The organism is Kitasatospora albolonga (genome assembly GCF_039535905.1).
Lineage (GTDB): Bacteria > Actinomycetota > Actinomycetes > Streptomycetales > Streptomycetaceae > Kitasatospora > Kitasatospora albolonga.
Window position 1 is genome coordinate 1 of record NZ_BAAAYB010000004.1, and the last position, 12,290, is coordinate 12,290.

Consider the following 12,290-nt stretch of genomic DNA (forward strand, 5'->3'; position numbering starts at 1 on the left):
TGCTGCCCGTCCACGGCCTGCCGGTCGGCGCCGTCACCGCGACCCTCGGTGCGCCCTGGCTGCTGGTCCTGATGATCCGCCAGGGGCGGCTGCCCCAGGGGAGGAACGCATGACCGTCAAGCCCGACCAGCTGGCCACCGCCGGTCTCCAGCTGCGCTACGGCGACCGCGTGATCGTCGACGCCTGGACCTCACCCTGCCCGGCGGTGCGGTGACCGCGATCGTCGGCCCGAACGCCTGCGGCAAGTCCACCCTGCTGCGGCGGCCTCACCCGGCTGCTGCCCCGGCGGCCGGCACCGTCACCCTGGACGGCTCCGACATCCACCGGATGCCCGCCCGTGCGCTGGCCAAGCGGCTCGGCCCTGCTGCCGCAGCAGCCCGTCACCCCCGAGGCGATCACCGTGGAGTCGCTGGTCCGGCTCGGCCGGTACCCGCACCAGCGGATGCTCAGCCCCTGGTCGGCCGCCGACCAGGCCGCCGTCGAGGAGGCGCTGACCCGGACCGGGACGGCGGAGCTGCGCGACCGGCCGGTGGACCAACTCTCCGGGGGCCAGCGGCAGCGGGCCTGGATCGCGCTCGCGCTGGCCCAGGACACCGATCTGCTGCTGCTGGACGAGCCGACCACCTTCCTCGACCTGCGCCACCAGCTGGACGTGCTCGACCTGGTCGCCGACCTGCACGAGGAGGCCGGGCGCACCGTGGTGATGGTGCTGCACGACCTCGGCCAGGCGGCCCGGTACGCCGACCACCTGGTGGTGCTGAAGGACGGTCACCTGATGGCCGCCGGGGCACCGGCCGAGGTGCTCACCGCCGAGCTGGTGGAGAGCGTCTTCCCAGGTGCCCTGCCAGGTCGTCCCCGACCCCGAGACCGGCACCCCGCTGGTCGTCCCCCGCGCCAGGAGCCGCCGCCCGGCGCGCGTCTGACGCACCCCCACCCCCCGAACTCCCGGCCCGGGCTCCCCCGCCGCGCCGCCGGTCGCCCCACCCTGCCCGAAACCTCTCACAGCAAGGAACCCGTCATGCGCAGAACCCCCGCCGTCCTCCTGGCCGCCGCCCTCACCGTCTCGCTCGCCGCCTGCGGCTCCAGCGCCACGTCGGGCGACGCCAAGCCGGCCGCCGAGGGCTCGAAGGCCGCCGACGCCGCGGTCTTCCCGCGCAGCGTCAAGCACGCCATGGGCACCGCCGAGATCAAGACCCAGCCCAAGAAGGTCGTGGTGCTGGACAGCGGCGAGCTGGACGACGTGGTCCTGCTGGGCATCACCCCGGTCGGCGCGGTCGCCCGCACCTGAAGACCGAGGGCGGCTTCCCGGCCTACCTGTCCGGCAAGGTCACCGGCACCAAGGACGTCGGCCCGAGCGCCGAGCCCAACCTGGAGCTGATCGCCTCCCTCAAGCCCGACCTGATCCTCTCCTCGAAGGTCCGGCACGAGAAGGTCTACGACAAGCTCAACGCCATCGCCCCGACCGTGTTCGCCGAGACCACGGGCTTCCCGTGGAAGGAGAACCTGGCCCTCTACGCCCAGGCCCTGGGCAAGGAGGCCGAGGCCAAGCAGAAGCTCTCCGACTACGAGGCCAAGGCCAAGAAGCTCGGCGAGGAGATCAAGGCCAAGAACGGCGGCACCGCCCCGACCGCCTCGGTGGTCCGCTTCGTGGCCGGCCCGACCCGCCTCTACGCCAAGTCCTCCTACTCCGGCACCGTGCTGAAGGACATCGGCCTGAACCGCCCGGCGGCGCAGGACGTGGACAAGAACATCCTGGACATCTCCACCGAGCAGATCAGCCAGGCCGACGCCGACCTGGTCTTCGTCACCGTCGCCACCGACCCGAGCAAGACCAAGCAGGCCGAGACCCAGGCCAACCCGGTCTGGCAGGGCCTGAACGCGGTGAAGAACAACAAGGTCTTCAACGTGCCGGACGAGACCTGGATGTCGGGCATCGGCGTGCTGGCCGCGGAGCAGATGCTCGGCGACATCGCCAAGGCCGCCGGCGTCGAGGCGCCCAAGTAGTCACCCCCACCCGGCCGTTCGGGGAGGCGTGCCCACACCACGCCTCCCCCGGCCACCCCCTCACCCCGAAGAGGACCTTCCGGCATGCGGATGTACCTGCTCGCGCTCAACCCCACCGACTCCGTCACCCAGGGATTCCTGCCCGCCGCGGCGAGACTGGGCCTGACGGTCACCGTGCTCACGGACCACGCCGAGGCGCACCGCCGCGCCTACGAGGGCCTGGAGTTCGCGCCCGAGGTGCTGGAGTGCGCGGTGCAGGACCACCGCGAGGTGATCGGGCTGATCTCGCAGCTCCCGGCCCCCGACGCGGTGTTCAGCAACAGCGACCACCTCCAGGTGCAGACCGCGCTGGCCGCCGAGTACTTCGGCCTGCCGGGCAAGGACTGGAAGGCCGCCTTCCGGGCCAAGAACAAGGGCGAGCTGCGCCGTCACCTGGCCGCCGCCGGGCTGGACGAGGTCTGGTCCGCCGAGCTGGCCCCGGAGGACGACCCGGCCGCCCTCACCCCGCCGTTCCCCTGCGTGGTCAAGCCGCGCGAGGGCGTGGCCAGCGAGGACGTCACCCTGGTCGAGGACGCGGAGCAACTGGCCGCCGCCGTACGGGAGATCCGCGGCCGCCGGGCCGGGGCGGTACTGCTGGTCGAGGAGTTCCTGACCGGTGAGCTGTACACCCTGGAGACGCTCGGCGACGGCACCACCCGGCAGGTGCTGGGCGGCTTCCACACCCGGCTCTCGCCGCCGCCGAACTTCATCGAGGAGGTGCTGTTCTACGTCCCCGCGCACCCGGAGGCGGTCACCACACAGGTGCTCGCCCAGCTGGACGCGGTCGGCGTGAACCTCGGCGCCTGCCACACCGAGTTCGTGGTGCAGGCCGACGGCCGGGCCCGCCTGATCGAGGTCAACTACCGCGCCATCGGCGACACCTGCGACCTGATGCTGGCCGAGCTGCTGGAGATCCCGTTCTTCGAGCACGTGCTCAACGCGCACCTCGGCGTCCCCCTCCCCGCCGACCTCGGCGCCCGCACCGACAAGCGCGCCCGCAACGAGGGCGTGCTGGCCGACCGGACCGGCACCCTGCACGCCGCCCCCGGCCCGTACGACGGCGAGGTCGACGGCGTCCGGCTCTCCTACCGCCCGGTGCGCGGGGTGGGCGAGAAGCACGACCACTACGGCACCAACCGGGACTACCTCGGCATGGTCTGGGCGGTCGGCCCCGACCAGGCGTCGGTGGACCGCACCGTGGCGGAGTTCATCGCCGCGAACCGCTGGGAGATCGGCGCATGAGCGCCGTCCGGCTGCACACCGCCGCCGAGCAGCTGACCCTGCGGGTGCTCGGCGCCCTGCTGCGCGAGGACGTGCTCGGCCTGCGCACCCAGAGCCTCCTGGAGCAGCGCGCCGACGGCGCCTGGCTGCGGGCCGGGACGCTGGCCCTGCCGGTCCGCCCGGACGGCTTCCAGAGCGAGTGGACCGCCCGGCTGCCGCTGCTGCTGGCCGACGGCCGCGAACTCACCGCACTGGACGACGTCCTGGCCCATCTGGCCGAGCTGGCCGACCCTCAGGACCGGGACGGCTACCGGGGCTTCGCCGAGGAGTGCCGCCAGACCCTGGCCACCATGGAGCTGCACGAGGCCGTCCACGGCCAGGTGCTGGACCTGCTGGCGCTGCGCCACGGCGAGCACCCCGCCCACTGGGAGGGCCTCGGCGCCTCGCTCGCCTTCGACACCCTGGCCGCCTTCCTCGACCACCCGGTATACCCGACCGCGCGCGGCCGCTCCGGCCTGAGCGACGCCGAACTGCGGCAGTACGCACCGGAGTTCCACCCCTCCTTCGAGCTGCGCTGGCTGGCCGTGCCGGCCGGCGCGCTCGCGGTGGACACCCTCGGGGAGCGCCCCGCCTGGTGGCCGACCCTGGAGCGGCTGGGGCTGGGCGAACTGACCGGCACCCACCTGCCGCTCCCGGTGCACCCGCTGAGCACCGCGGACGCGCTGGCCGCCACCCCCGGCGCGGTGCTGGCCGGGCCCTCGTACCTGGAGGTGGTGCCCACCCTGTCGATGCGCACCGTCGCCCTGGTCGAACACCCCGAGTGGCACCTCAAGCTGCCGCTGGCCACCGCCACCCTGGGCCTGCGCAACCGGCGCACCATCAAGCCCGGGGTGCTGGAGGACGGCGCGGCCGGGCAGCGGCTGATCGAGGCCGTCCTGGCCCGCGAACCGCGCTTCGCCGAGCGGATCCTGCACGCCGACGAGCAGGGCTACGCGCACACCGGCCACGAGCTGGTGGCCGTGCTGACCCGGCGTTACCCGGCCGGTCTGGAGCGGGCCGTGACGGTGCCGCTGGCCTCGCTGCTGGCCGAGGCCCCCGACGGGCTGGTGATCGACCTGCTCGCCGAGCGCTTCTACGGCGGCTCGGCGCTCGCGCTCTACCGGGCGCTGCTGGAGCTGCTGATCGACTGGCAGACCGCACTGTACGGGCTGGGGTTCGCGTTGGAGTCGCACCAGCAGAACACCTCGCTGGTGCTGGACACCGTGGACGGCGCCACCCGGCTGCGGCTGCTGTACAAGGACAACGACGGCCCCCGGGTGAACTCCGCCCGGATCGGCGAACTCGCCGCCCACACGGCGGACTTCACCGACCCGCGGACCTTCTCCGAGACCGACCGGGCGATCACCGACCTGTTCACCACCATCACCGGGCACCTGTGCACCGCCTCGCTGGCCTTCGGACTGGCCGAGCACGGCCGGGCACCGCTGGAGGAGACCCTCGGCCTGCTGCGGGAGACCCTGGAGCACGGGGTCGAGCGGATCGGCCCGGCCGGCGAGGGCCTGCGGGCCGGCCTGTTGCAGGCCGAGCGGCTGCCGGTGAAGGCGATGGTCACCGCCGGGTCGCTGCTCAGCAAGGAGCGCTCGGGCGCCGCCGACATCAACAAGCACTACACCTCCGGGCCCAACTACCTGCTGAGGGAGGGGCTTCGGGGAGCCGGCCCGGCCGGGGCCGGGGTTCCCGGAACAGTGGCCCGGGAGGCCGACGGCGGCGCTGACGGGACCCGGGCGGACGCCCGATGACCACCGCCGCCGCCGAGCGCGCCGTCCTGGCCCCGGCTCCGGCCGGGCTGGACCGCCGTCAGGTGCACGCCGTGGCCGCCTGCTACTTCGTGGCCTCCTTCGCCGCGCTCGGCCTGCCGCCCTTCCTCACCGCGATCCTGCCCGGGCTCGGCGACGCGGACGGCAGCTGGGCCGGGGTCCTCTACATCGTGCCGACGGTCTTCAGCGGCCTGGGCGCCCCGCTCTGGGGCCGGCTGGCCGACCGCTTCGGCCGCAAGCGGCTGCTGCTGCGGGCCCAACTCGGGCTCACCGTCTCCTTCCTGCTGGCCGGGTGGGCCGACAGCCTGCCCGCCTTCACCGTGGCACTGGTGCTCCAGGGCTTCCTCGGCGGCACCTTCGCCGCCACCAACGGCTACCTGGCCGCGGCGCTGGAGGGCTCCCAGCTCTCCAAGGCGCTCACCCTGATGCAGGGCGCCGCCCGGGCCTCCCTGGTGGCCGCGCCGATCCTGGTCGGCGCGCTCTCGCCCTGGATATCCCCGCACCGGCAGTACCTGGTGATGGCGGTGCTGCCGCTGGCCGCCGCCGCGCTGCTCTCGCTGCTGCCCGAACCGGCCTGCCCCGAGCGGCCGGAGAAGGCCGCCGCGAGCGGCACCGCCGAGCAGCCGGCCGGCTCGCTCAAGCTGCTCTACGCCCTCGAGTTCGGCTTCGTCTTCTCCACCATCATCTCCTTCCCCTATCTGGTCTCGCTGGTCGAGGAGCGGATGCCCGGGGTCAACGGGACCGTCACCGGCCTGCTGTTCGCCCTGCCGCACCTGTGCTACCTGGCCGCCGCCGGGCGGGTCCACACCCGCTTCGCCGACCGGCCGCGCACCGGGATGGCCGTCGGCCTCGGCTTCGTCGCGCTCGGCCTGGCCGCGCACTGGCCGGCCCACTCCCTGCTCACCTTCACCCTCGCCCGCCTGCTGCTCGGCGTCGGCCTGACCCTCGGTCTGGTCTGCCTCTCGGTGCTCGCCGCCGAGGCCGCGCGCGGCCGGGCCCCGGGCCGCATGTTCGGCTCGCTCGAATTCGTCTCCAAGGGCGGCGCGGTCGCCGCCGGGGTGGTGGCCGCGCTGGTCAACGGCGCCTTCGGTGCCTCCGCCCCCGTGCTGACGGGCACCGTCGCCGCGCTGGCCGCCGCCCTCCTCGCCCTCCTCTCCCGCCGGAGCCACCGATGACCTCTCCCGCCGACACCGACCTCCGGTCCGTGGCGCCCACCGAACTCCCCACCGCCGACCACGCGGTGGCGCACACCCTGCTCAACTGCCTGCTCCGCGAGGTCTCCGGCCCCGAGCACCAGAGCGCCGTCGCCGACGGCGTGCTGCACCTGCGCCTGCCCCGGCGCGGCGTGACCCTGCGGGTCGCGCTGCGCCGCACCTCCCTGGTCGGCGCGCACCGCTTCACCGGCCCGGTCTTCCAGGAAGGCCCGGGCGAGGAGCGGGAGTTGACCTGGCAGGAGCTGGCCGGGCACGTCGAGGCCGAGCTCACGCTGCGCACCGGCGTGACCAACGAGGAGTTCCTCACCCAGGTGGCCTCCAGCCGCGCCGGGGTGGCCCACGGCCTGGACCGCCGCCCCGCCGCCGGCCCGGACCGCTACCTGGAGTCCGAACAGGCCCTCGTCTTCGGCCACCGCTTCCACCCCGCCCCCAAGTCCCGCTACGCCGAGCGCGGTTCCTGGGACGACTACGCCCCCGAGGCCCGGGCGGCGTTCCGCCTGCGCCACCTCGCGGTGCGCAGCGAGTACATCGCCCAGGACACCGCCGACCCCGGCGCGCTCACCCTGCTGGACTCGCTGGGCGAGGTGCCCGAGGGCTACACCCTGCTGCCCGCCCACCCCTGGCAGTACGAACTCCTGCACGACCACCCCGGCCTGACCGCCGCGATCGGGCGCGGCGACGTGATCGACCTCGGCGAGCGCGGCGAGGACTTCACCGCCACCGCCTCGGTGCGCACCCTGCACGGCGCGGGCGCCTTCCTCAAGTTCAGCCTGAACGTGCGGATCACCAACTGCCTGCGCAAGAACGCCGCCTACGAGCTGACCGGCGCCGTCACCCTCACCCGGCTGCTGGCCGAGCCCTTCGCCCGGCTGGCCGAGCAGCACCCCGAGGCCGCGATGCTGCGCGAGCCCGCGTTCCGCACCCTGGCCCTGCCCGGGCCCGACGGGAAGGTGGACGTCTCGCTCTTCGAGGGCTTCGGCCTGATCGTCCGCGAGGGCCTGGAGCGCCACCTGAAGCCGGGCACCACCGCCCTGCTGGCCGCCGCGGTGGCCGACGAGTACCCGACCAGCTCCGCCCAGCTCGGCTCCCTGCTGAGCGGTTCGGGTCCGGCCGAGGCGCTGGAGTGGTGGGGCGCCTACCTGCGCCTGGCGGTGCCGCCGGTGCTCTCCGCCTACTTCGAGCACGGCGTGGTGCTGGAGCCGCACCTGCAGAACGTGCTGCTCGGCGTGGACGCCGCGGGCCACCCCGTCCAGGTGCTCTACCGCGACCTGGAGGGCACCAAGCTGCTCCCCGAGCAGAACGCCGCCCTGCTCGCCGCCCTGCCCCCCGAGGTGGCCGGGCCGATGACCTATGACGCCCAGCGCGGCTGGGACCGGGTGGTGTACTGCCTGGTGGTCAACCACCTCTCCGAGTTCGTCTCCGCCCTGGCCGACCTGCACCCGGGGTCGGAGGCCGCCTTCTGGGCCGAACTCCGCTCCGTGCTCGGCGAGTACGCCGACGCGCACGGCTGCCCGCCGCGGCTGGCCGCCCTGCTCGCCGGGGTGCCGCTGCCCGCCAAGGCCAACCTGATGACCCGCTGGGCGCGCAAGGCGGACCGCGAGGCCGGCTACGTCCCGCTGCCCTCACCGCTGGGCGAGTCCGTCCTCGCACTGAGCTGGAGCGTCTGATGACCGAGTCCGTCCCGCAGCTGGTGGCGTCCCTGACGCCCGAGCAGTTCCCCGTCTACGTCTACGACCTGGCCGCACTCCGCGCCCACGCCGCCGCCGTCCGGGCCGCGCTGCCCGGGCGGGTGGAGCTGTACTACGCCGCCAAGGCCAACCCCGAGCAGCCGGTGCTGGCCGCCCTGGCCGATGCGGTGGACGGCTACGAGGTCTCCTCCGGCGGCGAGCTGGCCCATGTGCACACCGCCGTGCCGGACCACCCGCTGGCCTTCGGCGGCCCGGGCAAGACCCCGGCCGAGATCGCCGCCGCGCTGGAGCTGGGCGTGCGGCGCTGGCACGTGGAGAGCGAGCACGAGCTGCGCCTGCTGGCCTCGCTGGCGGTCGAGCCGGTGGACGTGCTGCTGCGCGCCAACCTCCCGGTCACCGACGGCTCGCTGGACGGCGTGAAGCTGGCCATGGGCGGCCGGCCCACCTCCTTCGGCCTGGACCCGGCGCTGGTCGAGCGCTGCGTCCGGCTGCTGGCGGAGCCCGGCTTCGAGCGGCTGCGGCTGCGCGGCGTGCACGCCCACCTGGCCAGCGGACTGGACGCGGACGCCCAACTCGGCCTGGCCGAGCGGGTGGTGGCCTGGTCGGCGGCGCTGGCCGAGGAGCACGGCTTCCTCCTGCACGAGGTCAACGTCGGCGGCGGCATGGCGGTCGACTACGCCGACCCGTGCGCCCGCTTCGACTGGACCTCCTTCGGCAAGGGCCTGGCCGAGCTGCTGGACCGGCATCCCGGCCTGACCCTGCGGATCGAGCCGGGCCGCGCCCTCACCTCCTACTGCGGGTACTACGCCACCGAGGTGCTGGACGTGAAGCAGAGCCACGGCGAGGACTTCGCCATCGTCCGCGGCGGCACCCACCACCTGCGCACCCCCGCCACCCGCGGCCACGACCAGCCCTTCACCGTCCAGCCGGTCGAGGAGTGGCCGCACCCCTGGGAGCGCCCCGCCGTCACCACCGGCAAGGTCACCGTCTCCGGCCAGCTCTGCACCCCCAAGGACGTCCTCTCCGCCCACCAGCCGGTGGAGACCCTGCGGGCCGGCGACCGGGTGGTCTTCGCGATGGCCGGGGCCTACGCCTGGAACATCTCCCACCACGAGTTCCTGATGCACCCCCGCCCGGGCTTCCACTACCTGGGCTGACCGCCGCTCCCGCTCTCCCGCGCCACCGCCCGCTGACGACCCGTCGGGCCAACCCGGCAGGTCGGCGCGGGCGGCGGCGTGGGAGAGTGGGGGTGGGTGAAGGGAGCACGAAGGTGCTGATGGAGAAGGTGGCCGAGATCCTCGCCGAGGCGTCGGCCGAGGCGGTCGAGCCGCGGTTCCGGGCACTGGCGGCCGGCGAGGTGATGGAGAAGGCCCCCGGCGAGGTGGTCACCGTCGCCGACCGCGAGGCCGAGGTGATCATCTCCCGACGGCTGCGCGAACTCCTCCCCGTCCCCGTGGTCGGCGAGGAAGCCGTCGCCGCCGACCCCGCCCTCGCCCGGGCCCTGCTCACCGAGCCCGCCGCCTGGCTGGTGGACCCGGTCGACGGCACCGCCAACTTCGCCGCCGGGAAGCCCGACTACGCCGTGATGGCCTCGCTGGTCCGCTCCGGACGGACGGTGGCCTCCTGGATCTGGCAGCCCGTCACCGGGACGGCCTACGCGGCGGAGCTCGGCTCCGGTGCCTGGCGCAACGGCCACCGCCTGCTCCGGCCGCCGGTCACCGACCCGGCGGACAAGTGGCGCGGCATCCTCAAGAGCCGCTTCCTCGACCCGGCCGAGCACCACCGGCTCCAGTCCGCCGCCACCACCGCCTTCGGCCGCACCTTCGGCGGCCTGAGCGCGGCCGGCATCGAGTACCCCCTGGTCGCCGAGGGCGAACTCGAGTTCATCCTCTACTGGCGCACCCTCCCCTGGGACCACTCCCCCGGCTCCCTCCTGGTCACCGAATCCGGCGGCGTCTCCGCCCGCCTCGACGGCACCCCCTACGCCCCCACCCCGCCCGGCGGCCCCGAAGGCCTCCTGGTCGCCGCCGACCCCGCCACCTGGGAACACGTACGCACCGTGCTCACCGCGTGAGCGCCCAGGGGCGCGAGGAACTGCGCGAGTCGGAAGGCGGCCCACCGGCAGCTGAACCACCGTCAGCCAGTTGCACGTGCTGCCTTTCCACGACGCGCCCGCTCGGCGGAGCCGCACTCACCAGAGGACCGGGAGGCGCTCCGGGAGGCGCTTGATGAAGCCCGGGCGCCAGGCGAGTTGGTCGACCGGGATGGCCAACCGGAGCTCCGGGAGCCGCTCCACCAGGACCTGCAGAGCGATCTCCGCATGGGTGCGCCCCAACGCCGAGGCCGGGCAGAAGTGGCGGCCGGCGCCGAAGGCCAGGTGCGGGTTGGCCTCGCGGTCGAAGTCGATCCGTTCCGGGTCCGGGAAGACCTCCGGGTCGTAGTTGGCGCCCTCGATCAGGACCAGGACCAGCTCGCCCTCGCGGACCAGCACGTCCCTGACCTGGACATCGGCCAGGGCCAGCCGCGGCAGCGCGTCCCCGATCGACAGGTTGTACCGCAGCAGCTCGTCCACCGCCCGCCCGATCACCGCCGGCTCCCGTCGCAGCCGCTCCGCCAGCTCCGGCTGCTTCAGCAGCGCGATGACCGCGTGCAGCAGGAACGCCGAGGTCGACACCGCCCCCGCGCCGAAGAGCGAGAGCGCCACCGTCGCCAGCAGCTCGTCGTCCTCCAGGTCGTCCCGCACCTCCCGCAGCGCCACGAACCGCCCGAGCAGCCCGTCCTTCGGCGCCGGGTCCGCGTTCAACTTCCCCAGCATGTAGCCCAGATCGCGGTACCAGTTCGCCGCCGACCCCTCGAACACCTCGGGGCTGGTCAGGAAGGCCACGTCGATCCCGGACATCAGCTGCCGCCAGTCGTCCGCCGGGATCCCCAGCAGCCGGCAGTGCAGCGCCGCCGAGTACGGATCGGTGAACCCGTCCTTCAGCTCGCCCGGCGCGCCCTTCGCCACCAGCTCGTCGACCAGGCGGTGCGCCTCGGTCTCCAGCCAGCTCGCCAACTCCTTGTCCGCGCGCGGGGAGAGGGTCTTCATCACGGCGTCCCGCAGCCCGGCGCTGTTGATCTTGCCCATGTTGTCGACCACCTCCGGCGGGATGGTCAGCGCGTACTGCCGCGGCACCCCGGGGTTGGCGGTGGCCGGCAGGCTGAGCCGCTCGTCCTCCAGCACCTGCTTGGCCAGCGCGTAGCTGCTCACCAGCCAGGCCGGGTCGCCGGTCAGCGTGGTCACCCGGGCGACGGGGGCCTGCTCCCGCAGCAGGGTGGCCTCCTCGGGCAGCACGTCGCCGCGCCGGGAGAGCGGGAAGGTGTACGGGCACTGCGCACTCGTGGTCATCGAAGGAGCTCTCTCTTCAAAGGTCTCAAGGATCAGGCGGCGTCGGCCAGTTGCGGTGCGACCCGGGGCCGGAGCACCGCGTAGCCCTGGCCGGGGACCGCCCGCAGGCCGTGGTCACGGCCGAACAGGACGGGGGTGAGCGGGAGTTCGACGTGGTAGCAGGAGACCGAGGACTCCACCCCGAGCAGGCTCGGGGTGTCCAGGAAGAACGGCAGCTCGGCCGCGATGTAGCCGAGCCCGGCGGCCAGTTGCTCCGCCGTGGGCGTCTCGTCCCCGGCCAGCCGGGAGGCCAGGAAGCCGGCCGCCATCAGTTCGGCGGCGGCGCGGAACTCGGCGTCCTCGTCCATCGCGGCCGCCACCTCGCCGCGCAGCCGCCGGTAGGCCGTGGTGTCCGCGAACTCGGAGAGGGCGTGCACGCCGACCCCGCTCCGGCCGGCCAGCGCGACGCCGCGTTCGATCCGGCGCCTGGTCGCCTTGATCTCCTTGCCGGCCCGGCGCAGCGCCAGCTCGGCGGGGTAGCCGTTCACCGCGTACTGGGTGTCCACGTGCAGGTCGGCGTAGACCACGTCGACGGTGTCGAAGAACTGGCGTCCCCAACGGACGAGTTGGGCGATCCGCAGTTGGCTGAAGTAGCTGTTGCCGGGGCTGACGCCGACCAGCAGGTGGTCGCCGCGCTGCCAGACCCGGTGGCAGCGGTCGGAGAACGGCAGGGCCTGGAAGGTGCTGAAGGTGGTGCTCAGGAGTGTTTCGGTCATGCCGAGGCCTCCGCAGGGCAGGGCTGAGTACGGGGGAAGGTTCGCGTCGATGCGGGAGTGGCCGCGCCGGATGACGGCGGGTTCGCTGCTCCCTCGCGCCGCAAGTCCCAAGGAGCCGTGTGCTCCCGGTGTGGCGGCGGCTACAAGAAGTTACCGCCGGGCTT

9 protein-coding genes and 3 pseudogenes are annotated in these 12,290 nt (G+C 73.8%); 10 read left to right on the plus strand and 2 right to left on the minus strand.

The window, feature by feature from the left end; genetic code table 11:
• The 10 genes and pseudogenes from ABD946_RS01050 to ABD946_RS01095 form a co-directional block, all read left to right on the plus strand.
• Nucleotides 1-113: pseudogene (locus ABD946_RS01050) on the plus strand (iron ABC transporter permease); the annotation flags it as partial.
• A pseudogene (locus tag ABD946_RS01055) lies at nt 110-923 on the plus strand (ABC transporter ATP-binding protein). The pseudogenes ABD946_RS01050 and ABD946_RS01055, both read left to right, overlap by 4 nt.
• Nucleotides 924-1,018: 95 nt before the next feature.
• Complete coding sequence (locus ABD946_RS01060) at nt 1,019-1,288, plus strand: ABC transporter substrate-binding protein (protein WP_345279078.1); 270 nt, start codon at nt 1,019-1,021, stop codon at nt 1,286-1,288.
• A gap of 110 nt (nt 1,289-1,398) precedes the next feature.
• Nucleotides 1,399-2,004, plus strand: a pseudogene (locus ABD946_RS01065) (ABC transporter substrate-binding protein); the annotation flags it as partial.
• Between the two features lie 84 nt (nt 2,005-2,088).
• Nucleotides 2,089-3,285 carry an ATP-grasp domain-containing protein gene (locus tag ABD946_RS01070; protein ID WP_345279080.1) on the plus strand — a complete coding sequence of 399 codons (1,197 nt, stop codon included), beginning with the start codon at nt 2,089-2,091 and terminating at the stop codon, nt 3,283-3,285.
• Complete coding sequence (locus ABD946_RS01075) at nt 3,282-5,063, plus strand: IucA/IucC family protein (protein ID WP_345279082.1); 1,782 nt, start codon at nt 3,282-3,284, stop codon at nt 5,061-5,063. Before ABD946_RS01070 ends, ABD946_RS01075 begins: the two co-directional genes overlap by 4 nt.
• Nucleotides 5,060-6,256, plus strand: coding sequence for an MFS transporter (locus tag ABD946_RS01080; RefSeq protein ID WP_345279084.1), 1,197 nt, complete (start codon nt 5,060-5,062; stop codon nt 6,254-6,256). The genes ABD946_RS01075 and ABD946_RS01080 overlap by 4 nt, the downstream gene beginning before the upstream one ends.
• Nucleotides 6,253-7,962, plus strand: coding sequence for an IucA/IucC family protein (locus tag ABD946_RS01085; protein ID WP_345279086.1), 1,710 nt, complete (start codon nt 6,253-6,255; stop codon nt 7,960-7,962). Before ABD946_RS01080 ends, ABD946_RS01085 begins: the two co-directional genes overlap by 4 nt.
• Complete coding sequence (locus ABD946_RS01090) at nt 7,962-9,140, plus strand: type III PLP-dependent enzyme (protein WP_345279088.1); 1,179 nt, start codon at nt 7,962-7,964, stop codon at nt 9,138-9,140. The genes ABD946_RS01085 and ABD946_RS01090 overlap by 1 nt, the downstream gene beginning before the upstream one ends.
• Before the next feature lie 119 nt (nt 9,141-9,259).
• On the plus strand, nt 9,260-10,057 hold the full coding sequence (locus tag ABD946_RS01095) for an inositol monophosphatase family protein (RefSeq protein ID WP_345279358.1): 798 nt from the start codon (nt 9,260-9,262) through the stop codon (nt 10,055-10,057).
• 117 nt (nt 10,058-10,174) lie between these two features.
• On the opposite strand, the gene ABD946_RS01100 is transcribed toward ABD946_RS01095, so the two are convergent.
• Both ABD946_RS01100 and ABD946_RS01105 read right to left on the minus strand, forming a co-directional pair.
• Nucleotides 10,175-11,371, minus strand: coding sequence for a cytochrome P450 (locus tag ABD946_RS01100; RefSeq protein WP_345279090.1), 1,197 nt, complete (start codon nt 11,369-11,371; stop codon nt 10,175-10,177).
• A gap of 32 nt (nt 11,372-11,403) precedes the next feature.
• A complete protein-coding gene (locus ABD946_RS01105; protein ID WP_345279092.1) occupies nt 11,404-12,126 on the minus strand; it encodes a tRNA-dependent cyclodipeptide synthase in 723 nt (240 codons plus the stop codon).
• Nucleotides 12,127-12,290 lie beyond the last annotated feature (164 nt).